This window comes from Streptomyces coeruleofuscus, assembly GCF_039532725.1.
Lineage (GTDB): Bacteria > Actinomycetota > Actinomycetes > Streptomycetales > Streptomycetaceae > Streptomyces > Streptomyces coeruleofuscus.
In genome coordinates this window covers 385,264-408,411 of sequence record NZ_BAAASE010000002.1, presented here as the reverse complement: position 1 = coordinate 408,411, position 23,148 = coordinate 385,264, and the positions used below count along the sequence as shown (strand labels likewise).

Sequence of the window (23,148 nt, the reverse complement as noted above, 5' to 3'; positions counted from 1 at the left end):
TCCCCTCGCGGGGCTCGGACCGCGCAGCCGCCGGAAAACGGCCCGTCCCGGCCACGTCCTCGGGCCATTCGACCGCCGTGCGCCGTTGTTCGGCTGGCCCCTCACCAGCACCGAACAACCCCGGGGCGCCAACCGGACCGAGTGGCCTGGAGGAAGAGTGAGGATCAGGTGAACGCCCGTGTCACGGCAGCCGATACGGCCGAAAGTCAGGGAGGGCGTACGAGGTGAGGGGGCGGCACGTGCCGGGACAGACAGGGCCGGGTCGAGCCGAGGGCGAGCTGGATCCGGACGCCGGGCCGGTGCAGCGGTTCGCCGCCGGGCTGCGTGCGCTGCGCGAGGCCGCGGGCAGGCCCACCTACCGGGAGATGGCCCGGCGGGCGCGGTACGGGGTGACCACCCTGTCGCAGGCGGCGGCGGGCAGGCAGCTGCCCACCCGCGCGGTGACGCTCGCCTACGTCAAGGCGTGCGGCGGCGACCTCGCCGAGTGGGAGCGGCGCTGGCGCGATGCATCTCTGGAGCTGGCCGCCGAGACGGCCGCCGAGGACACCGCCCGGCCGCCCTACCGCGGCCTGACCCGGTTCGAACCGGGCGACGCCGAACTGTTCTTCGGCCGCGACCGGCTCGTGGAGCGGCTCACCGAGCTGAACCGCAAGCACCGCTTCACCGCCGTCTTCGGCCCGTCCGGCAGCGGCAAGTCGTCGCTGCTGCGGGCGGGACTGATCCCCCGGCTGCGGGCGGCCGGCCACGACGACATGCCGCCGCCCGCGGCCGTACGGATCCTCACCCCCGGCGCCGACCCGCTGCGCACGCACGCCGAGCGGCTGGAACCCGTACCGGACACCGATGCCGACACGTGGCTGATCGTCGACCAGTTCGAGGAGCTGTACACCCTCGGCGCCGACCCGGCCGACCGCGACACCTTCATCGACCGTCTCGTGGCCGCCACCGGCGCCGACAGCGGGCTGCGCGTCGTCATCGCGGTACGGGCCGACTTCCTCGGCCGGTGCGCCGAACATCCCGGGCTCACCGCCGCGTTGCAGGACGCCACGCTGCTCGCCGGGCCGATGAGCCGGGCGGAACTGCGGGAGGCCGTCGTCCGCCCGGCCACCGCGGCCGGGCTGATCGTCGAACGCTCCCTGACCGAGCGTCTCCTGGACGAGGTCGAGGACGCCCCCGGCGGACTGCCCCTGATGTCCCACGCCCTGCTGGAGACCTGGCGCCACCGCAGCGGCCGGGCACTGACCGAGACCGCGTACGAGGCGGCCGGCGGACTGCACGGCGCCGTCGTCCGGACGGCCGAGCAGGTCTACGGCGAACTGACGGAGCCGCAAGCCGAGTTGGCCCGCAGGATCCTGCTGCGCCTCGTCGCGCCCGGCGACGGGACCGCCGACACCCGCCGCCCCACCGACCACGCGGAGCTCGACTTCGGGGACCCCGCCGACACCCGGGTGGTCCTGGAACGCCTGGCCCGGGCCCGCCTCATCACGTTCGACGACGGCACCGCCGACCTCGCCCACGAGGCCCTCATCACCGCCTGGCCCCGTCTGCGCGCCTGGATCGACGCCGAACGCGACCGGCTGCGCGTCCACCGCGCCCTCTCCGAGGCGACCCGCACCTGGCAGGACCTCGGGCAGGAGACCGCCGCGCTCTACGCCGGCTCCCGGCTGTCCGCCGCCCGCGACGCCTTCCCGGCGGACGGCGCGGTGCCCGGCAGTGACGAACTGACCCCGCTGGAGAGGCGGTTCCTCACCACCTCGCTCCGCCGCCGGCACCGTGCCGCGCTCCTGCGCCGCACGGTCGTTGCGGTCCTCGCCGCGCTCGCCCTGCTCGCCACCGGCACCGCCGTCGTCGCCCTCCAGGCCCGCACCACCGCGCAGGCGGAGCGGGACGACGCCGTGTTCGGCGGGCTCACCGCCGAGGCCGACCGGGTCCGGGACACCCACGCCGGGCTGGCCGCCCGGCTGGACGTGGCCGCGTACCGCATGCGCTCCACCCCTGACCTGCGGACCCGCCTGGCCTCGGACGCGGGCAGGGTCCTGGCCACGCGGCTGCCCGGCCACGACGGGACCGGCAGCTCCGTGGCGTACGCGTCCGACGGCCGCACCCTGGCCGGCGGCGGCCACGACGGCACGGTCCGGCTGTGGGACACCGGCGGCAAGGCGCTGGGCGCACCGCTGCGGTTCGGCACGGACCGGGTCGGCGCGGTCGCCTTCGCACCGGCGGACCGCGACCTGCTGGCGGCCACCGGCGAGGGCGGCGCCATCCGCCTGTGGGACGTGCGCGACCGGGAGCACCCCCGCGCCCTCGGCCGCCCGCTGGTGAGCCACGACGAGGAGAACATCGTCTCCGTCGCCTTCGCCCCCGACGGCGACGCCCTGGCCACGGCCGGCGACGACGGCACCGTACGCCTGTGGGACCTGACCGACCCGGCCCGCCCCGCGCCCCTCGGCAACCCCGCCGTGGCCGACGACTCGGAGGACCGCAGCGTCCGCGCGGTCGCGTTCGCCCCGGACGGGAACACCCTGGCGACGGCGGGTTACGACGGCACCGTCCGGATGTGGCGGTACGGCCGGAAGGACGGCATCGCACCGCTGGGCAAGCCCGTGCGCGCCCACACCGACCCGGTCTGGACCCTGGCCTTCTCGCCCGACGGGCGCACGCTGGCCACCGCCGGCTTCGACGAGACGGTGCGGCTGTGGGACGCGTCCCGCCCGGTCCGGCTCACCTCGCTGGGCGAACCGCTCACCGGGCACACCGCGCCCGTCATGTCGGTCGCGTTCAGCCCCGACGGGGAGACCCTGGCGAGTGCCGGCGAGGACGACGCGCCCCTGTTGTGGAACGTGGCCAACCCGGCCTATCCCCAGCGGCTCGGGGAGCCGCTGACCGGGCACACGGAGCCCGTGTGGGAGGTCGCCTTCAGCCCCGACGGCCGTACCCTCGCCAGCACCGGAGCCGACGGCGGCGTCCTGCTCTGGCACCGGCCGCCGACCGTCCTCACCGACTTCACCAACCCGGTGACCGCCGTCGCCTACAGCCCCGACGGCCGCCTGCTCGCCGCCGCCAGCACCGACGACGGGCTGGTCCGTCTGTGGGACGTGCGCCGCCCGGACCGCCCGCGCCGGCTGCCGCGGCCGCTCACCCACGAAGACCGGGTGCTGGCCGTCGCGTTCGCACCCGACGGCCGTACGGCGGTCAGCGGCTCCGCGGACGGCACCGTACGCCTGTGGGACCTCTCCGCGCCCGAACGCCCCGCCCCGCTCGGAGCACCCCTGCGCGCACACGACGGGGAAGCCGGCGCCGTCGCGTTCGCGCCGGACGGCCGCACCCTGGCCACCGGCGGCACGGACGACACGGTACGGCTGTGGGACGTACGCCGCCCGGACCGCGCACGGCCGCTCGGCGCACCGCTGCGCGGCCACACGGACGCCGTCACCTCCGTGGCCTTCGCCCCCGGCGGCCGCCTCCTGGCCACCGGCGCCGAGGACGCCACGGCCCGCCTGTGGCACGTGGACGGCGACGGCCCGCGGGCCCGGCCCGCGGGCGCCGCCCTCACCGGACACGACGAGTCGGTCGAAGCGGTGGCCTTCACCCCGGACGGGAGGACACTGGCGACGGGCAGCGACGACCGCACGGTGCGGCTGTGGGACGTGCGGGACGTCGAACGGCGTGACCGCGCCCGACCGTTGGTGGAGGAACTGACCGGACACCGCGCGGCGGTCAGGGCCCTGTCCTTCGCCCCGGACGGCAAGACGCTGGCGACCGGCGGCGGCGACCACACGGTCCGCCTGTGGGACGTGTCCGACCCGGCCCGTGCCGAGCCGTCCGGCCAGGAACTCACCGGCCATCTCGACACCGTCACCACCGTCGCGTTCAGCCCGCGCGGCGACGCCCTCGCCTCCGCCGGCTACGACCTGACGGCCCGGGTGTGGACGCTGGACGAGGACCGCGCGGCGGAGTACGTCTGCGGGCACACCGGCGGGATCCTGACCCGGGCCGACTGGGAGGAGCATCTGCCGCAACTCCCTTACCGGGAGGCTTGCGGGAGGCGGTAGAGGTGCTCACGGACTGGAGAACTTCACCACGGCACCGTCCTTGTCGTGGGCGACGACGTTCGCCTTCAGGCCGTTGCCGAACCCGGCCTCACCGCCCGCGCCGCCGAACTGCATCACGCCGCCCCCCGACTGGAAGGTGATGGAGTCGTCCGCCACGATGACGTGCACCTTCGTGCCCTTCGCAGTGATGTCCGCCGTGGAGGTCACCAGGACCTCGCACGCACCGTCCGAGCAGGCCCCGTAGTTCTTGCCGTCCGCGGCCTCGGGCAGCGGGCCGGTGGCGTCGGGCGCGGGCGAGCCGCCCTCCCCGGACGACCCGTCGGGCTTCCAGCCCGGCGCGCACTGCTCGGCCCGCTCGTACGCCGCCGCGAGCCGCGGAACCTTCTCGGCCAGCGCGGGCAGGTCCGGCCGGGGCGGGGTGAGGGACTGGACCCTCTTGTCGACGTCCGCGACAGTGCTCTCGGCGTACTCGAGGCCCACCGCCGGTGACTGGGCTTCGAGCTCGTTCGCGACCCTCTTCACCTTCTTCCGCAGGGCGTCGCGCAGCCGGTCGGCCGCGGGAACGCCCGACGCACCCATGGCCTCCAGGTCGCCGGCCACGGTCTCCACGTCCGCCGGTGTCGTCGAGAGGTAGCTGAGGGCGCGGGCGTGGGCGAGCATCCCGGTCTCGTCGTCCGAGTCCCGGATCTCCTTCAGATCCGCGGCGCTCTCCTTCCGCAGGTTCCGGAGGGCGACCGTCGACTCGCACATGTCGCCGGCCCACCCCACGAGTTCGGACGACGGCGACGGCGACGATGACGGCGATCGGGCCGGCTTCGGCTCGGCCGGCGACCTGGCGGCCTTCTCGTCCGCCCCGCCCTCCCCGCACCCCCCGACGGCCAGCACCAGCCCGGCGACCACGACCGCGATACCCCTGCTCCTGCCCATCCGATGACCCCTCTCCGTACTGCGGCCCTTTCCGGCGAGCCCAGTTCAGCCGCGGCACGGATTGTTCAGCCACCCGGTCCGCTGCCCGAACAACGCGTCCGGGCGGTCGTCGGTGGCGGTTCCCGCCTCAGCTCACGGCGACTTCGGGGTCCATGCCGCCACCAGCTCCAGGAGGCCGGGGAAGCGGGCGTCGAGGTCGGCCACGCGGACGTGGCTGCGGCGCTCCAGCCCGTACTGGCGCTGGCGGGTGACACCGGCCTCGCGCAGCGCCTTGAAGTGGTGGGTGAGGGAGGACTTGGGGCGGTCGAGGCCGAACCAGCCGCAGGAGTGGTCGAACGCCTCCGACTCCAACAGGAGCTTGCGCACGATCGTCAGGCGCAGCGGGTCGCTCAGGGCGCCCAGCACCGTCTCCAGGCGCAGCTCCCCGACCGCCGGCTCGGGCAGCGGTTCCGGCAGGTTCTCCGGCTCCGGCAGCACCTTGACGGCCGGCACGTCGTGGGCCGTGGCGGACATGGGCGGCTCCCTGTCATCGTCATCCGAATCGCTTGTACGAGTTTCATCGTACTGCGTGCTAGGTTCGGAAGAACTAGGTTCGAAAAAACTCGTACTGAGCTCGCCGGAGGGATCAACCATGCCGGAACGTCAGGCCGCACCCCGTACCCCCACCTGGTGGGTGTGGCTGGCGGCGTGGCCGGTCACCGCCGTCTTCGTGCTGTCCAACGCGGCGACCCCGCTGTACGTGCTGTGGCAGCGCGACATCGGGTTCTCCAAGGGCACCCTGACCGTCGTCTTCGCGTTCTACATCGTCGGCCTGCTCGGGTCGCTGCTCGTCTCGGGCGTCGTCTCCGACCGACTGGGACGCAAGCCTGTGCTGCTGCCCGCGCTCGCCCTCGCACTCGCCGCCTGCGCGATCTTCGCGACGGCCACGACCGTCACCGCGCTGCTCGTCGCCCGGCTGTTCACCGGGATCGCCGTCGGCGCCGTCGTCTCCGCGGGCATGGCCGCCGTGACGGACGTGGCGGGACCGGAGCGCAGGCGGCTGGCCGCCCTGCTCGCCTCCTGCGCGATGGTCTTCGGGGCCGGCCTCGGTCCGCTGCTCGCCGGCGCGCTGTCCGAGACGTTGCCGGCGCCCACGGTGACCGTCTTCGTCGTCGAGGCGGTGCTGCTGGTCACGGCCGTCCTCGCCGTGCTGCGCATGCCCGTACGCCGTCCCGCCGCGCCCGGTGAGGGCGCCTGGGTGCGCGTGCCCGGCGTGCCGCGCGGCAACGGCGTCCATCTCGCCCTGGGCATCGCGGTGTTCGCCCCCGGCATCACCGCCACGTCCTTCGTGCTGTCGCTCGGCCCCAGCCTGTTGACCGATTTGCTCGGCACCACCAGCCGGATCGTCTCCGGAACCGTGGCGTTCGTCATGTTCCTGGCCGCCACCGGCGTCCAGTTCGCCGTGCGGAAGCTGCCCCGGCGCACCGTTCTGACCGCCGGCGCGGTCAGCACCGCCCTCGGCATGGCCGTCCTGATCGCCGCCGTGCCCGCCTCGTCCGTCGTCCTGCTCGTCGCCTCCGCCCTGCTCGCCGGGGCCGGCCAGGGCATGGGCCAGCTCGGCGGCCTCTCCCTGCTCAACTCCACCGTCCCGCCGCAGCGGCTCGCCGAGGCCAACGCCGCGCTCAACGTGGGCGGTTACCTCCCGGCGGGTCTCCTGCCGGTGTCCACGGGCTACCTCATGGACGCGGTGGGACTGTCCACCGGGGCGACCGTCTTCGGCACCGCCCTGACGGTCCTGGCCGTAGTCGGCGCGCTCTTCGTCCTCGCGAGTCACCGCCGGGTTCCCGAACCCGCGTGACCGTCCGGCGGTGCGCCGTACCTGCGCGCCGGCGCCGAGCGCACCAGGATTTCCGTATTCCGCAAGTGAATTGGCGATGGGGGCCTTTTCGCGCCCCTTTACCTTCCGCCCCTGGCGAATCTCCCGTATTTCGCAAAGGAATTCGAGCAAGCCGAAATCCCGCCAGGAAACGCGATCGCTGTTTTCCGGACTTTATGCGCGGTTAAAACCGCGAAATCGTTTCGGCATATCTACGATCGCAAGCTATGACCGACTTACCTCGGGACGACTCCGCCACCCGTGCCCGCTGGCAGACCTGCCTCAGGCTCGCCCGCGAACTCCTCCTCGTCGGGCCGGACGGCACCGACCTCAAACTCGGCTACCTGCACACCCTGATAGACACGGGCCGCCTCGGCCCCACCCCGCACCCGCGCAAGAAGATCCTCGTCATCGGCGCCGGCATCACCGGCCTCGTCGCCGGCCGGCTGCTCAAGGACGCCGGACACGACGTCACCATCCTGGAGGCCAACGCCAGCCGAATCGGCGGACGCATCAAGACCTTCCGCGCCACCAAACACCACCAGCCCTTCGACGACTCCGCCCAGTACGCCGAGGCGGGCGCCATGCGGCTGCCCGACTTCCACCCGCTCGTCCTCGCCCTGGTCGACAAACTCGGGCTCGGCCGCCGCCAGTTCTACAACGTGGACGTGGCCCCCGGCACCGGCAGCGGCCCCGACGTCCTCGTGCCCCCGGTGACGTACACCTCCTTCACCGGCCGCACCTGGACCTACGGCGACGACAGCCCGGACTTCCGCGAACCCGACAAGCGCGGCAACTCCTGGATCCGCGCCAACCGCACCCAGGTGCGGCGCGCCGACTACGCCGCCGGTCCCGAGCGGATCAACGAAGGCTTCCACCTCACCGACGACGAGGTCCGCGCTCCCGTCGTGAAAATGGTCGACGACGCGCTGGAGAGTGTGCGCGACTACTACTCAGACGTCGTCGACGGCAAGCGCGTCAACAAGCCGTTCGAGGAGTGGGTCGAGGGCTGGGCGCGGGTGATCCGCGACTTCGACGGCTACTCGATGGGCGGCTTCCTGCGCGATCACGCCGGACTCAGCGACGAGGCCATCGAGGCCGTCGGAACGCTGGAGAACATGTCCTCGCGGCTGCATCTGTCCTTCTTCCACAGCTTCCTGAGCCGCAGCGACATCAATCCCGGCGTCCGCTACTGGGAGATACCCGGCGGCAGCTGGCGCCTGCCACACGCCCTCCATCAGGGCCTGCGCGACGAGGTGCGGCTCGGCCACCGCATGATCCGCCTCGAGTACCACGACCCCAGCCGCGACACCGACCCCGAGGGCACCGGCGCCGTCGGGCCCGACGGGTGGGGCGTGGCCGTGCAGACCGTCGCCGAGAACGATCCACAGGCCCCGCCGCGCCTGTGGACGGCCGACCTGGCGGTCGTCACCATCCCGTTCTCCGCCCTGCGCTTCGTGGAGATCGTCCCGTCGATGTCCTACAAGAAGCGCCGCGCGATCATCGAGACCCACTACGACCAGGCCACCAAGGTGCTGCTGGAGTTCAGCCACCGGTGGTGGGAGTTCACCGAGACCGACTGGCGCGACGAACTCGACCGCATCGCACCCGGCCTGTACGAGTACTACCGGCTGGGCGCCCAGGTGGACGCCGAACCCGCCCTCACGTTCGCCGGGCCGGGCACCGACCTGCTGGCGGCCGCCGTCAAGGACAGCAGCGTCACCGAGGAGATGCGGCAGCTGAACAGCACCCTGCCGCTGCGCGGCCCCGCGGTCCGCCCCGCCACCCACTGCTTCGGAGGGGGATCGGCCACCGACAACCCCAACCGGTTCATGTACTACCCCTCGCACCGGGTCGAGGGCAGCACCGGCGGCGTCGTGCTCGCCTCGTACTGCTGGTCCGACGACGCCGCCCGCTGGGACTCCATGCGCCCCGCGGAACGCTACGTCTACGCCCTGCGCAACCTCCAGGCCCTGCACGGCCGCCGCATCGAGGTGTTCTTCACCGGACGCGGCGCCACCAAGAGCTGGGCCCGCGACCCGTACGCCTTCGGCGAGGCCGCCATCTACACCGCGCACCAGATGACCAGCTTCCACCTGGACGTCTCCCGGCCCGAAGGCCCCGTGCACTTCGCCGGGGAGCACACCTCCCTCAAGCACGCCTGGATCGAGGGCGCCCTGGAGAGCGCCGTGCGTGCCGCCCTCGCCGTCCACCAGGCCCCACCGGTCACCACCCCGGGCGCGGACCGGGAGGGGGACCGCTCATGACCGCGATCAACCCCGAGTGCACAGTCGCCCGCTACCTCGCCCTGCGGCTGGCCGAGCTGGGCATCACGCACCTGTTCGGCGTCCCCGGCAACCACCTCGGCCCGTTCCTGACCACCCTGCGAGCCGAAGGCGACATCGAGTGGGTCGGCACCCCCACGGAGGGCGGCGCGGGCCAGGCCGCCGACGCCTACGCCCGTATCCACGGCATCGGAGCGGCCGCCGTCACCTACAGCGTCGGCGCGTTCAACCTGCTCAACGCCTGCGGCGGCGCCTACGTCGAACAGGTCCCGCTGGTCGCCGTCAACGCCTCCCCGCCCTACGAGCAGTGGCAGAACTACCGCGCCGTCGGCCTGCTCACCTCGCACATGAGCCCCCGCCCGGAGAGCAACCTGGACGTCTACCGGCAGGTCACCGTGGACGCCCAGGCCATCTCCAACCCGGGCCTCGCCCCCGGCCAGATCGACGCCGCGCTCACCGCGTGCCTCTCCGAGCGCCGGCCGGTCTACCTGGAGGTCATGGAGGACCTCTGGGACGAGCCCTGCCCCGAGCCCCAGGCGCCGATCGTCCCCCGGGAGCGGCCGTTCAGCGGGCGCAGCCAGACCATGCTCGACAAGGCCGTGCAGGCGGTCCTCACCCTGGTCGAGGAGCACCCCGGCCCGGACGGCAGGCCCCGCCCCGTCGTCTGGGCCGGCGAGGAGATCGACCGGTTCCGCCTCGGCGGGCAGCTCATCGACCTGGTGGAGGCGACGGGCGTGCCGTTCTGCACCACCGTCGGCGCCAAGGCCGTCGTCGACGAGGACCTGCCGCAGTTCCACGGCGTCTACAACGGCGGTGCCAGCCACCCGGACGTGCACGCCGTGTTCAAGGACTGGGCCACCTGCCGCATCGGGCTCGGCGCCTGGTCCACGTCCAAGAACCTCGGCGGGGAGCAGAGCGTCGGCGACGACTGGGTGATGGCCGCACGCGGCGGCGTCAGCGTCGGCACCTCCTACTTCCCCGACGTCCAGCTCACACAGTTGCTGCCCGCCCTCCAGGACGCGCTGGTGAAGGCGTACGGCTCAGGGGGCCTGGCCGCCGACTACTACGCCGAGTCCTACGCCCACCACGGACCGCGCGAGAACCGCCCGGCGGGTCTGGAACACCACCGGGCTTCACTGCGCAGCAGCCGCTCGCCCCACCGGCGCGCCGAACGCCTCACCTACGACGCCGTGTTCGACCGGATCAACCACTTCTTGAACCACGAGACGCGGGAGGACTGGACGGTCGTCTCCGACGCGGCGTTCTCCCTCATCGGCTCGATGAACCTGTCCCTGCCGGCGGGCGGGTTCCTGTCACAGGTCAGCTGGCTGTCCATCGGCTGGTCGGTCGGCGCGGCCACCGGCGCCGCGCTCGCCCCCGAGCGAGGCGACGCCCGCCCGATGGTGTTCGTCGGCGACGGCGCCTTCCAGGAGACCTGCCAGGAACTCTCCACGCACACCAGGCACGGGCTGCGGTCGGTGGTGTTCGTCATGGACAACGGCCACTTCTACGGCGTCGAGCAGATGCTGGTGCATCCGGCGTACTACGCGGACCAGGACGCAGCGGACCCCGACTTCTACAACGTTCTCCACCCCTGGCACTACGACCGCCTCGCGGACGTCTTCGCCGGGAAGCACACCCCGGCGAACGGCGCCACCGTCGCGCACACCGCGGAACTCGACGACCTCCTGGACCGCCTCACCGACCCGGCCGACCCGCTCAACGCCGGACCGCTCCTGGTCCGCGTCCGCCTGCACCGCCACGACTACCCGCGGGCGATGGCGTACAAGGTGCCGAAGTCCGCCCACATCCCGTGAGTCCCGTCGCCCGTAAGTCCCGTCGCCCGTAAGTCCCGTTACCCAAGGGGGAAAGCCATGGCAGAACTCAACGTACTGATCTCGTTCGACGCGGCCACCATCGTCGAACAGAACCCCAACGCCTCCCGAAACCCCGACGCGCCCACGCAGGTCGACGGGCGTCTGATCTACATGACCACCCGCCACGACCACATAGTCGGCACGTCGGGCGCCGAGCTGAACCTGCGCGCCGAACCCGGGGACTTCATCAAGTGGCGCGAGACGACCCTGTCGCTCGGCAGCGAGTACAAGGCCCTGCTGTACCGGTACGTGAGCAGCGACAGCCAGCACCGGCTCATCACGACGCCGGAGATCGAGGTCGTCAGCGGCATCTACCCCCTGCCGAAGGAGGGCTCCGAGGGCAGGCCGGACTTCGAGACCCAGCGCTACCAGGACCACTACTGGCGGACGACCGTCAAACAGCCCGGCAAGGTCGTCTACCACTTCTACTTCCAGATCCTGGACCGCCACCGCCAGTTGAAGGGCTACTTCCAGTGGGATCCCTTCATCACCATCGAGGATTCCTGAGCAGCGGTGGTCTGAGGGACCGCCGTCGGACGAACGTGCGACGATCCCCGGGTGAATGATCTACACGTCCGCCCGGCCACCGAGGCCGACCTGGCCACCCTCGTCCGTCTCCGTGACGCCGCGGCCCGCTGGATGCTGGCCCGCGGTGTCACCGGGCAGTGGCGGCCGGGTGAGCTGGACGAGGACCACTTCCGTCAGGTCATGGCGCGTGGCGAGGTCTGGCTCGCGGAGGCCGGCGGGCGGGTCCTGGGCGCCTGGGAGCTGTGGTGGGAGGACGAGGCCGCCTGGGGGCCGCAGCCGCCCGTGGCCGGGTACGTGCACCGGCTCATGGTGGACCGGAGCGCCGCCGCGCCCGGAACGGGGCGGGTGCTGCTGGAGGCCGCTGAGCGCCGGGTGGCCGAGGCCGGACGGATCCGGGTCCGCCTGGACTGCCTGGCGGGCAACGCGCAGCTCAACGCCTATTACCGGCAGGCCGGTTACCGCGTCGTGGGTCATAAAGAGGGCAAGCCGCAGCCGGGCGGGGCGCCCAAGTCCTTCACCCTGCTGGAGAAGGAACTCTCCGGTCCCACAGCCCCGGGGACCTCGCTCCGCAGCGGTTAGGGTGAACCGTGTGGAGCTCCTGCACCTGCGCTATTTCGTCGCCGTCGCCCAAGAACTGAACTTCTCCACCGCGGCCCGCAAACTGCACATGGCGGCATCCCCGTTGAGCAGGCGGATCAAGGATCTCGAGAACGAGCTCGGACACCGGCTGTTCGACCGCGACACCCATCATGTGCGGCTCACCCCGGCCGGCAGCGCGCTGCTGCCGATCGCCCGCGGAGTCCTGGAGCAGGTCGACTCCATCCAGTGGCGGCTGGACGAGACGGCCCGGCCGCGGCGGACCACCCTGCTGCTCGGTGTTCCGAGCGGCATCCATCCGGACCTGCGTGCACGGATGGACGCCCTCGCCGAGCGGGTCGGCGACCGGTTCGAGATCAAACGCTGGCCGGGCGGCACCGAGCGTCTGGTCGACGCCGTGTGCGACGGCAGACTGGCGCTGACCCTGGCCCGGCTCCCGGTCGGCGGCGACCCGGCCCTGGAGCAGCTGCCGGTGATGTCGGAGCGGCTCGGCGCGGTCGTGCCCAGGGACCGGTTCGCCGGGCGGGAGTCGATCGCCCTGGCGGAACTGTCCGGACTCGCCTACGCGGGCTCGCCCACGGCCGTGACCAACGCGTATTTCCGCGGTCTCGACCAGCAGCTTGCCGAACTCGGCGTCAAGAAGCGTATCGAAATCGGCAGCGCGACATTCGACGGAGTGTCCGAGATAGTGTCCAGTGGCCTGGCGTTCTCCATTTCCATGCTGGATCCGCGAAGCCCCGTGCAGAATCACCGTCTCGACAACGTGGCCGTCCTTCCCTTCTCGGATTTCCATCCCCGGCTGGAGACCGGACTGCTGTGGCGCAAGGACCGTGCGCACGGCGGTGACCTGGAGGAAGTCGTTGCCGCCGCCCGCGAGATCTTCGCCGAGCCGCTCCACACCTGATCCATCCAATTATTCGGAAAGCTTTCTTCAAAAGGCGGTATGACCACTGTGGTCATACCGCCTTTCGTTAATCGGTCACTCCATTCGTTTCCGTTCCTCGCCCCCTCCTTGCTAACTTAGTTTCTAGATACACATACATGACAGAGCGAGGAGTTGAAGGAAAAGCGATGACGGACATCACGGACACCGCCACCGGCCCCCTGGAAGGCATTCGCGTGATCGACCTGTCGACCGTGGTGATGGGCCCCTACGCGGCACAGATCCTCGGCGACCTGGGCGCCGACGTGATCAAGATCGAGTCGCCCGCCGACACCGTGCGCGTGGGCCACTACCGCACCACGCCGGGCATGACCCCGCTGAACCTCAACGTCAACCGCAACAAGCGCAGCGTGGCCCTCAACCTCAAGGACGACACCGACCGGGAGCGGGCGCTGCGGCTGATCGACACCGCCGACGTGCTGATCACCAACATGCGGCCGGGCGCACTGCACCGCCTCGGCCTGTCCCACGACGACATCGCCGCCCGCAACCCGGGCCTCGTCTACGCGCACGCCCAGGGCTTCCGCAGCGACTCGGACCGGGCCGGCAACGCCGCCTACGACGAGACCGTGCAGGCCGCGTCCGGCCTGGTCGACATCGCCGACCGCGCGCTGGGCGAGCCCGTCTACCTGCCGACCATCATCGGCGACAAGGTCTCCTCCCTGACCATCGCCTACAGCGTGCTCGCCGCCCTGCTGCACCGGAACAGGACCGGGCAGGGCCAGCTCGTCGAGATCCCGATGACGGACACCCTCATCGCGTTCAACCTCGTCGAACACCTGGCGGGACACACCCACGTGCCCGAGACGGGCCCCACCGGCTTCGCCCTGTCGATGCTGAAGGGCCACAAGGCGGTCCGCACCAAGGACGGCCTGGCCTGCGTCATGCCGTACAACCCGCGGAACTACCGGGACTTCTTCACCGCCGCCGGACGCCCGGACCTCGCCGAGGACCCGCGTGTGAACGGGGACGCCATCGACAGCGCCGACCACGAGGACCTGGCCGCGCTCCTGGAGACCTGCGCCCCGGCGCTGACCACCGAGGAGTGGGCGGAGGTGTGCGCCAAGCACAGCATCCCGATGGCCCCCGTGCTGGAACTGGACCGCGCCCACGAGGACCCCTACGTCCGCGACGGCCGCCTCCTCGACACCGTCGAGCACCCGACCGAGGGCACGGTCCGCACCATCGGCATCCCGCTGCGCTTCTCCGCCACCCCCGGCTCGATCCGCCGTCTGGCACCGGTCGCCGGCCAGGACACCGAGGACGTCCTCGCCGAGCTCGACACCGCCGTCCGCTGACCGTCCGACCGACACAGGAGGACAACCATGAGCACCCCCACACCTCCCGCCGTACGCACCGAACGGATCGGCACCACCCTGCTGATCACCCTCGACCGCCCCGAGGCCCGCAACGCCGTGAACGCAGCGGTCGCCGCCGGCCTGACCGCCGCACTGGACGAACTGGAGGCCGACCCCGAGCTGCGGGCCGGCGTCCTGACCGGCGAGGGCGGCACGTTCAGCGCCGGCATGGACCTCAAGGCCGCGCTGCGCGGCGAGTCGCCCGAGGTCGAAGGCCGAGGCTTCGGCGGCCTCACCGAGGCCGAGCCGGCCAAGCCCCTGATCGCCGCCGTGGAGGGCTACGCCATGGGCGGCGGCTTCGAACTGGCCCTGGCCTGCGACCTGATCGTCGCGGCCGAGGACGCCCGGTTCGGGCTGCCCGAGGTCAAGCGCGGGCTGATCGCGGCGGGCGGCGGCGTGATCCGGCTGCCCAAGCGCGTCCCGCACCACCTGGCCATGGAACTCCTGCTGACCGGCGAGCCCGTCGACGGCCGCCGCGCCGGCGAACTGGGCCTGGCCAACCGGGTCACCGCCACCGGTCAGGCCGTCGCCGAGGCGCTCCGGCTGGCCGAACGGCTCGCGGAGAACGCCCCGCTCGCGCTCGCGGCTGTCAAGCGCGTCGTCCGCGCCGCCGACGGAGCGCCCGACGCCGACGCCTTCGCCTTCCAGCGCGGGGAGATGAAGACCCTGATGGCCTCGGCGGACGTACGCGAGGGCATGACCGCCTTCGCCGAGCGCCGCCCCGCGCGGTGGACGGGACGGTGAGCCGCCATGCAGGCCGAGGACGTACGACAGCACCTCACCACCCCGCTCACCAGCCCGGCCTACGCGCCGACGGTCCCGCGGTTCACCGACCGGGAGTACCTCAACGTCGTCTACCGCACCGACCCCGACGCGCTGCGGGCCGTCGTCCCCGAACCGCTGCGGATCGGTGAACCCCTGGTCCGCTTCGAGGTCATGAAGATGGGCGACGTCAGCGGATACGGCCCCTACACGGAAGCCGGCCAGGCGATCCCCGTCGGCTTCGAGGGCGAGCACGGCGAGTACCTGCACGCCATGTACCTCGACAACTTCCCGGCGACCGCCTCCGGACGCGAGGTCTCCGCCTACCCGAAGGTGCTCGGCTCCCCGTCGCTCACCGTCGACTCCGGCGCGCTCGTCGGCACCCTCGACCACGGCAGCCTGCGGGTCGCCACCGCGACGATGGGCTACAAGCACCACGAGCTGGACCGGCGCGAGGCCGAGGCGCAGATCACCGTGCCGACGTTCATGCTCAAGACCATCCCCGGCTACGACGGTTCGCCGCGGGTGCAGGAACTCGTCCGCACACGCATCACCGACGTCACCGTCAAGGGGGCATGGACCGGCCCCGCCCGGCTCCAGCTCTTCCAGCACGTACTCGCCCCGCTGGCCGACCTGCCGGTGCTGGAGATCGTGTCGGCCAGTCACCTCCTCACCGACCTGACGCTGTCCGGCGCCGAGCCGGTCCACGACTACCTGAAGGGAGCCGCGTCATGACCCGCACCTTCCGTACGGCCGCGGTGATCGGCGCCGGGACCATCGGACTGTCCTGGACGGCCCTGTTCGCCGCGCACGGCCTGACGGTCCGGGTGAGCGACCCGCGACCGGACCTCGCCGAGGCCGTGGACGAGACCCTGGCACGATCCGCCCCGCAGCTGGCCGCCCGCGGCCTGGACGTGACGGGCCTGGCCGGCCGGGTGCACCTCGCCGCCGACGCCACCGAGGCGGTCCGGGACGCGGACGTCGTACAGGAGAACGGCCCCGAGCGCGTCGGGTTCAAGCAGGACCTGTTCGCCACCCTGGCCCGGGAGGCACCCGGCCACGCGCTGCTGCTCAGTTCCTCGTCGGCCATCCCGTCGACCGAGTTCACCAAGGAGCTGGCGGACGACGACGCCGCCCGCGTCCTGATCGGCCACCCCTTCAACCCGCCGCACCTCATCCCGCTGGTCGAGGTCGTGCCCGGCGAGCGCACCGGCGAGGACGCCGTACGGGCCGCCGTCGACTTCTACACCTCGGTCGGCCGCACCCCGGTCGTCGAGCGCAAGGAGATCCCCGGCTTCGTCGGGAACCGGCTCCAGAACGCGCTCAGCCGCGAGGCCGTGTACCTCGTCGAGCAGGGCGTGGTGACGCCCGAGGAGCTCGACACGGTGATGACCAACTCGCTGGGGCTGCGCTGGGCCACGGTCGGGCCGTTCCTCGGCTCGCACCTGGGCGGCGGACCCGGCGGCTACCGGCACATGGCCGAGCACATCGGCGCCTCGATGAAGCGGATGTGGGCGGACCTCGGCACCCCGTCCCAGAACGACGCACAGCAGGAACGGCTCATCGCAGCCGTGGAACAGGCCTACGGCTCCGCCACGTACCCGGACCTCACCGAGACGCGCGACCGCAGGCAACTGGCAGTCCTGTCCGCCCTGGACAGCGCCGACAAGGAGGAGAACTGAGATGACCACCACGATGCAACCGCTCGAAGACCAGCTCGCCGCGGACTTCTACGCCTACGAGACGCTGCTGCCGGACGAGGAGCGCAAGATCCTCCTCAAGGCCCGCACCCTCATGCGCGACGAGATCAAGCCGCTGGTCAACGACAACTGGGCCAAGGGCGAGTTCCCCCGGGAACTCGTAGGCATCTTCCGCGACAGCGGCCTCGCCGGCCTGCCCTACGAGGGCTACGGCGAGCACCGGCCCGCCGTCAGCAACCTGCTCAGCGGCATGCTGGCGATGGAACTGAGCCGCACCGACGCCTCGGTGGCCACCTTCTTCGGCGTCCACAACGGCCTCGCGATGTACTCCGTCCACTCCGGCGGCGACCAGGAACAGCGCGACCGCTGGCTCCCGCAGATGGCCGCGATGGACAAGATCGGCGCGTTCGCCATGACCGAGCCGCTCGGCGGCTCCGACGTCGCCGGCGGCATGCGCACCACGGCCAAGCGCGAGGGCGACACCTGGATCCTGAACGGCGCCAAGAAGTGGATCGGCAACGCGACCTTCGCCGACTACGTCGTGGTGTGGGCGCGGGACGTCGACGACAACCACGTCAAGGGCTTCGTCGTCGAGAAGGGCACGCCCGGCTTCGACCCCGCGAAGATCGAGGGCAAGATCGCCTTCCGGATCGTCGAGAACGCCGAGATCACCCTCACCGACGTCCGGGTACCGGAGGCGAACCGCCTCCAGAACATCAACTCCTTCCGCGACGTCGCCGAGATCCTGCGCGCGACGCGCAGCGGAGTGGCCTGGCAGGCGCTGGGCGTCATGGCCGGCGCCTACGAACTGGCCCTCGACTACGCCCGGGAACGCCGTCAGTTCGGCCGCCCGATCGGCGGGTTCCAGCTCGTTCAGGACCTGCTGGTCAAGAGCCTGGGCAACATCACCGCGTCGTGGGGCCTGCTCGCGCAGCTCGCCCGCTTGCAGGACGCCGGCGTCTTCCGCGACGAACACTCCGCCCTGGCCAAGGCGTTCGTCACCGCGCGGATGCGGGAGGTCGTGGCCTGGAGCCGGGAGATCTTCGGCGGCAACGGAATCCTCCTGGACCACGACATCGCCAGGTTCTTCGCCGACGCCGAGGCGATCTACTCCTTCGAGGGCACCCGCGAGATGAACACCCTGATCGTCGGCAAGGCGATCACGGGCCAGAGCGCCTTCGTGTGACGCTCCGCCGCCGGGACACGACCCGGTGCGGCTGGACCGGCCGGTCCGGACGAAGCGACCCCAGGTCTTGGACCTGGGGTTTCGTCATGTTCTGCGGCGTCGCCCGACTGTCCGGTTCGAGTGTTTCACTGAACAGCTGTGAGTGGGACCCTGACGAGCACCCTCGGGGAAGGAAGCGCCGGCATGATCGAGTGGAGGCCCCTGGGCACCGGAGCCAGGCCCGTTCCGAGGCCCGTGGCGACACCACTGGTGTGGGCCGGGGCGTTCGGCGGCGCGCTGGTGCTGGTGGCAGTCCTCAACAGCGTGGTGGGGACCGGCCGTCCCGGTCTGGCCCTGCTCGCGCTGTCCCTGCTGGCCGCGGTGCTCGGCCTGTGCGCACGCTTCACGGCGGCCCCCGGAACGGCCGTCCTGTGCTGGCTGTTCCTCAACGGCTTCGCCATCCCGCCCGCGGGCACCCTCACCTGGGCCGGCCCCCGCGACACCACATGGCTGGCCTGCCTGCTCACCGCCACGCTCGTGGGCACGGCCCTGGCCCGCCTCGCCCACGCCCGCGCGGCCTACCGCCGCCTGGCACCCGGGCGGGGCGACGGACCGTACGGCTCCTGACCGTCCGGTTCCGCCGCCCCGGGCCGACGGGCGGCCCGTACCACCCGCCGCCTACCCCGCGTTACGGCTCACCCCACCGGCCGCTGCCACCACGCCGCCGTCGCGTCGCGCAGGGTGTTGGTGCCGCAGTGCACCTCGCCCATGCCGAGGTGGTACGTGTACCAGTCGTCGATGTACGACACCTTCAGGCCGACCCGCTGGTAAGCGGCGGTGACGGCCTGCGTGAAGATGTCCTTGCCGCCGATGACGGGCCCCCACTGGCGCGGGGCGAGGTAACGGTCGCGCCCGAGGAGCACGCCGTTGACCGCTCCGGGAACGTACGCGCTGGTCATCACCGTCGCCGCGGCCTTCGTACGCGAGCCGGCCGGGTTCTCGGCGAGCCACTTCTGCTGGCCGCGGTCCCCGAGGCTGTCCACGAGGTCGGAACCGCCGCCCATGCGCGTCAGACGCGGCACCGGAATCTCGTCGCCGCCGGCGGTCATGACCTCCGACTCGCGGGTGTACAGCGCCGGCACCCGCACGATCTCCCCGTCGGTGACGCCCGTCTCCCGCTTCAGGATCTCCAGGTTGGCCGCGATGCGCCGCGCGGCCATCTCGTTGTCGGCCACCAGGTGCTTGGAGGCGAGCGCCTGGTCGATGGTCTCCTTGGGCGCCGGACTGTCACTGCGGCCCGGGACGGAGAACATCTTCGTCTTGCCGTGGCCGTCGCGCTTGGCGTCGCGCAGCAGCTCCAGCCCCGCCTCCGGGTCGGCGACGCCGAGGCGCCAGCCGCGCGGGGTGTCGGCGGGCAGGAACTGCACGAACTCGTCGACGTGCCCCACCCCCAGCCAGGAAGTGTCCAGCAGCAGCGGGTCCTGCAACCCCTGCGACTTGAGCATCGTCCGCATCACCTTGGACGGCCGCGCCCCGCTGTCCTTGCGCTCGCCCATGATGATCCGCCCGGCCGGGAACGAGCGCCCGCCGTGCGCGTAGGGCGGGATGGTCTCCAGGTTCCCCATGGAGTTGAGCGACCAGTCGTCGGGCTCGGCCCGGTCGGTCACCTGCACCACACCGACGTCCCGGCCGCGCACCTTCTCGAACAGCTCCCGGCCCGCGTCCCGGTCCGGCTGGGCGGAACGCAGCATCACGCGCATCACGTGCCGCTGACCGCCCGGCCCGGTCATGCTGACGTAGGCCGGTTCGACGAAGTCCTGGGCCCAGGGGTCGGCGTACTTCTTGAATTTGACCAGCGGCGCGGTGACCCCGGCGTTCTTGACCTCCTTCGCGAGTTCGGCGACGAACTTCTGCTGAAGACGGCTGTACGGGCCCTCGCCCTGGACCTCGGTCACCATCACCTGCTGGGCGTTCTGGAGGTGATGGTGGGTCAGCAGCGGCGCGACGCGCAGGGTCACGGCGTCGGAGGTGGACTTCTGCCCGGACGTCACCGTCAGCCGGACCACCGCCCGGCCGTCCCACTTCGCGCTGTCCCGGACGACATCGGTGCCTTCGACACCGAACTCCACGCCGGACCGCAGCTCGGCGGCGGTCAGCCGGGTCTTGGCGGTAACCGGGACCCAGTTCCCGGAACGCTTGACGAAGAGACGAGCGTGCTCGCCTCCCGTGGTGACCTTCAGACTGCCCTGGGCGTCCTTGCCCAGCCCCGGCATGGGGACGGAACGGACCCGGGCGAGGTCGGCGGCGTCCGCGCTGCCGTTGACCTTCGTGTCGGAGCCGTCGTTGCACGCGGCCAGCTTGGCGTCGGACAGCGGCTTGCCGCCCGGCCCGGTCACCGGACACCGCTTGCTGTCGTCGTCGAGGTTGGGCAGGTACACAGCTCCACGCCCGACGGACCAGCGGTCCTCACCGTCCTTGTCGCTGCCACCCGTGACATCGACCCGTCCGTCGCGGTTCACATCCGCCCGCAGATCGGCGCGGCCGCCCGTCTCGGCGGCCAAGGCGGAACCGGCCGGCCCCGCCAGCACGGATCCCGCGGCGGCGAGAGCCAGGACGACGGACCCGGCCGGGTACAGGCGCGAAGGTCTACGTGTACGTATCCGCGTACGTGAACGCACAGCATGTTCCTCTCGGTTGGGGGGTTCGCTGAGCAAGAGGAGGAACAGCGGCTGTGCGTTCACTGCGTGGCCGGAGTTACTCCGCTGCCGGCCGGGTGAGTCCGGGCGCGGAGCGGAAGGTCCGGCGGTAGGTGTCCGGAGGCACACCGACCGTGCGGTTGAAGTGCCGGCGCAGCGTCGTGGCGGTGCCCATGCCGGTGGCCGCCGCGATGGCGTCGACCACGTCGTCGGTGGTCTCCAGCAACTCCTGGGCGCGGCGGATCCGTTGGGTCAGCAGCCATTGCAGCGGCGTGGTGCCGGTCACCGCCCTGAAATGGCGGCCCAGGTGGCGCGAGCTCATCCCCGCCCGGCGTGCCAGGTCCTCCACGGTGAGCGGCTGGTCGAGACGCTCGATCGCCCAGGGCAGCAGCGCGGCGAGCGGGTGGTCGTCCCGGCTGGGCACGGGGGCGGCGACGAACTGGGCCTGACCACCGGCCCGGTGCGGCGGCACGACCAGCCGGCGGGCCACGGCGTTGGCGACGAACGAGCCGTGGTCGAGACGGACCAGGTGCAGGCACAGGTCCATCGCGGCGGCCTTGCCGGCCGAGGTCAGCACGCTGCCGTTGTCCACGTAGAGCACGTCCGGATCGACCTCCACCCGCGGGTAGCGGTCGGCCAGCGCCTCCGTGTGCGCCCAGTGCGTGGTCGCGCGCCTGCCGTCCAGCAGGCCGGCGGCGGCCAGCACGAACGCGCCCGTGCACAGGGAGGCCACCCGCGCCCCCGCCTCGTGGGCCGCACGCACGGCACCGACGAGCTCGACGGGCGGCTCCACGTCGGTGTCCGCCCAGCCGGGCACGATCACGGTGTCCGCATCCCGAAGCCCGTCGAGCCCCTGGTCGGCCTCCAGCCGGAACCGCCCGACCCGCACGGCGTCCACCCCGCAGACCCGGAGGTCGTACCAGGGCACGTCCACGCCCACTGGTGCCGACCCGAACACCTCGTAGGCCAGGGACAGTTCGAAGTGCAGCATGCCGTCGGTGACGGCGAGCGCGACAGTGGTCATGTCCGGAACTGTACGGGGCATGTCGTTCCGGACACTCACGGTGGGCGGCAGACGGTGGCCAGGATGTAGGTAACAGCTCGCGGCGGACCGGATGACGTGAGCACTCGACGGGGGAGAGAACCCATGGGAACGGAAACGGGAACGGCTCAGACGGTGCCGGTGACGGTATACGGCGCGTACGGCCACACGGGACGCTTCGTGGTGGCTGAACTGCGCGATCGCGGGTTCGTCCCGATCCTCGCCGGCCGCGACGCGGACAAACTGCGCGCGCTGGCGGCATCCACCCCCGGCGCCGAATCCCGCCCGGCCTCGATCGACGACCCCGCGTCGCTCGACCGCGCCCTGGCCGGCGCGGCCGCCGTGATCAACTGCGCCGGTCCCTTCGCCCTCACCGCCGCGCCCCTGATCGAGGCGGCCCTGCGCGCCGGAATCCCGTACGTGGACGTGGCGGCCGAGATCGAGGCCAACGTCGACACGTTCACGCAGTTCGCGGACCGAGCCCGGGCGGCGGGAGCGGTGATCGTCCCGGCGATGGCCTTCTACGGCGGCCTGGGCGACCTCCTGACCACGGCCGCGATGGGCGACTGGACGACGGCCGACGAAGCGACCATCGCGTACGGACTGAGCGGTTGGTACCCCACCCCCGGAACACGCACCGCGGGCACGGTCTCCCGCGAGCGCCGGTCCGGCCGCCGCGTCCGTTTCACGAACGGCCGCCTGGAGTACCACGACACCGAGCCGACCCTTCTCAAGTGGCCGTTCCCCGCCCCGATGGGCACGAGGGAGGTCATCGGTGACTTCACGATGGCCGACGTGGTCACCATCCCGAGCCACCTCTCCATCCCCGAGGTACGCACCCACATGACGACGGAAGCGGCCGGCGACCTCTCCTCCCCGGACACCCCGGCCCCCACCGCGACCGACGAGACCGGCCGCTCCGATCAGACCTTCCTGGTCGAAGCCGTCGTCCGCTCCGGCGGTGACGAACGCCGCGCCGTGGCAACGGGCCAGGACATCTACGCCGTCACGGCACCGCTGGCGGTGGAGGCGGTCGACCGCATCCTCACGGGCCGCACCCACGCGGTAGGCGTAGCCTCCGCGGGCCAGATCTTCGACGCGGCCGACTTCCTCGGGGCGCTGGCGCCGCACATCGCCTTCGAACCGCTCCAGTGACGGACGCTGGCTGACACGATGCGTTCTAGTGAGCTGGGTTTTGCTCGTCATTGGCCGCCGTGTCTCTCTGCCTCTTCGCCCTGCTCGTGATCGATCCGGTCGAAGGCCCGGACGGCGGATCGTGCGAGTGCCGTGACGGTGTGGCGGCCTGACCAGACAACTGCCCCCGTGCCGTCCGGGGCTTGGACGCCGTCGAGACTGCATCT

The 23,148-nt window shown here is 71.9% G+C and carries 18 protein-coding genes; 14 read left to right on the top strand and 4 right to left on the bottom strand.

Annotation, left to right across the window (positions count from 1 at the left end):
- Window positions 1-239: 239 nt before the first annotated feature.
- Window positions 240-4,052, top strand: a complete 3,813-nt coding sequence (locus tag ABFX81_RS08985) for an nSTAND1 domain-containing NTPase (RefSeq protein WP_346137881.1) — start codon at window positions 240-242, stop codon at window positions 4,050-4,052.
- Between the two features lie 6 nt (window positions 4,053-4,058).
- Here ABFX81_RS08985 and ABFX81_RS08980 read toward each other — a convergent pair whose 3' ends face one another.
- Entirely contained in the window at window positions 4,059-4,979 is a 921-nt protein-coding gene (locus tag ABFX81_RS08980) for a hypothetical protein (RefSeq protein WP_346137880.1), read from the bottom strand.
- A gap of 132 nt (window positions 4,980-5,111) precedes the next feature.
- A complete protein-coding gene (locus ABFX81_RS08975; RefSeq protein WP_086839656.1) occupies window positions 5,112-5,492 on the bottom strand; it encodes a helix-turn-helix transcriptional regulator in 381 nt (126 codons plus the stop codon).
- 118 nt (window positions 5,493-5,610) lie between these two features.
- Between ABFX81_RS08975 and ABFX81_RS08970 the strand changes: the two genes are divergently transcribed.
- From ABFX81_RS08970 to ABFX81_RS08915, 12 genes are all read left to right on the top strand, one after another.
- Window positions 5,611-6,816 carry an MFS transporter gene (locus tag ABFX81_RS08970; protein WP_346137879.1) on the top strand — a complete coding sequence of 402 codons (1,206 nt, stop codon included), beginning with the start codon at window positions 5,611-5,613 and terminating at the stop codon, window positions 6,814-6,816.
- Window positions 6,817-7,061: 245 nt separating this feature from the next.
- The gene (locus ABFX81_RS08965; RefSeq protein ID WP_086839654.1) at window positions 7,062-9,101 is read left to right on the top strand and encodes an FAD-dependent oxidoreductase; all 2,040 of its coding nucleotides are present in this window, start codon (window positions 7,062-7,064) and stop codon (window positions 9,099-9,101) included.
- A complete protein-coding gene (locus ABFX81_RS08960; RefSeq protein WP_086839653.1) occupies window positions 9,098-10,936 on the top strand; it encodes a thiamine pyrophosphate-binding protein in 1,839 nt (612 codons plus the stop codon). Before ABFX81_RS08965 ends, ABFX81_RS08960 begins: the two co-directional genes overlap by 4 nt.
- Window positions 10,937-10,993: 57 nt before the next feature.
- A complete protein-coding gene (locus tag ABFX81_RS08955; RefSeq protein WP_086839651.1) occupies window positions 10,994-11,503 on the top strand; it encodes an AidA/PixA family protein in 510 nt (169 codons plus the stop codon).
- A gap of 51 nt (window positions 11,504-11,554) precedes the next feature.
- On the top strand, window positions 11,555-12,103 hold the full coding sequence (locus tag ABFX81_RS08950) for a GNAT family N-acetyltransferase (protein ID WP_086839648.1): 549 nt from the start codon (window positions 11,555-11,557) through the stop codon (window positions 12,101-12,103).
- Between the two features lie 10 nt (window positions 12,104-12,113).
- Window positions 12,114-13,025 carry a LysR family transcriptional regulator gene (locus ABFX81_RS08945; RefSeq protein WP_086839658.1) on the top strand — a complete coding sequence of 304 codons (912 nt, stop codon included), beginning with the start codon at window positions 12,114-12,116 and terminating at the stop codon, window positions 13,023-13,025.
- Between the two features lie 167 nt (window positions 13,026-13,192).
- A complete protein-coding gene (locus tag ABFX81_RS08940; RefSeq protein WP_086839646.1) occupies window positions 13,193-14,362 on the top strand; it encodes a CoA transferase in 1,170 nt (389 codons plus the stop codon).
- 27 nt (window positions 14,363-14,389) lie between these two features.
- On the top strand, window positions 14,390-15,166 hold the full coding sequence (locus ABFX81_RS08935) for a crotonase/enoyl-CoA hydratase family protein (protein WP_346137878.1): 777 nt from the start codon (window positions 14,390-14,392) through the stop codon (window positions 15,164-15,166).
- A gap of 6 nt (window positions 15,167-15,172) precedes the next feature.
- On the top strand, window positions 15,173-15,919 hold the full coding sequence (locus ABFX81_RS08930; RefSeq protein ID WP_086853131.1) for an acetoacetate decarboxylase: 747 nt from the start codon (window positions 15,173-15,175) through the stop codon (window positions 15,917-15,919).
- Window positions 15,916-16,866: a 3-hydroxyacyl-CoA dehydrogenase NAD-binding domain-containing protein gene (locus ABFX81_RS08925; protein ID WP_086853129.1), complete on the top strand. Its 951-nt coding sequence runs from the start codon at window positions 15,916-15,918 to the stop codon at window positions 16,864-16,866. The genes ABFX81_RS08930 and ABFX81_RS08925 overlap by 4 nt, the downstream gene beginning before the upstream one ends.
- 1 nt (window position 16,867) lies before the next feature.
- On the top strand, window positions 16,868-18,070 hold the full coding sequence (locus ABFX81_RS08920) for an acyl-CoA dehydrogenase family protein (protein ID WP_086853127.1): 1,203 nt from the start codon (window positions 16,868-16,870) through the stop codon (window positions 18,068-18,070).
- Between the two features lie 183 nt (window positions 18,071-18,253).
- A complete protein-coding gene (locus ABFX81_RS08915; protein WP_086853125.1) occupies window positions 18,254-18,676 on the top strand; it encodes a hypothetical protein in 423 nt (140 codons plus the stop codon).
- 68 nt (window positions 18,677-18,744) lie between these two features.
- Here the strand turns inward: ABFX81_RS08915 and ABFX81_RS08910 are convergent, their stop codons facing one another.
- Window positions 18,745-20,685, bottom strand: coding sequence for a protein-arginine deiminase domain-containing protein (locus tag ABFX81_RS08910; protein ID WP_428837158.1), 1,941 nt, complete (start codon window positions 20,683-20,685; stop codon window positions 18,745-18,747).
- 118 nt (window positions 20,686-20,803) lie between these two features.
- The gene (locus ABFX81_RS08905; RefSeq protein ID WP_086853123.1) at window positions 20,804-21,769 is read right to left on the bottom strand and encodes a helix-turn-helix domain-containing protein; all 966 of its coding nucleotides are present in this window, start codon (window positions 21,767-21,769) and stop codon (window positions 20,804-20,806) included.
- A 123-nt stretch (window positions 21,770-21,892) separates the two neighbouring features.
- On the opposite strand from ABFX81_RS08905, the gene ABFX81_RS08900 reads away from it, so the two are divergent.
- Complete coding sequence (locus ABFX81_RS08900; protein ID WP_086853121.1) at window positions 21,893-22,942, top strand: saccharopine dehydrogenase NADP-binding domain-containing protein; 1,050 nt, start codon at window positions 21,893-21,895, stop codon at window positions 22,940-22,942.
- Window positions 22,943-23,148 lie beyond the last annotated feature (206 nt).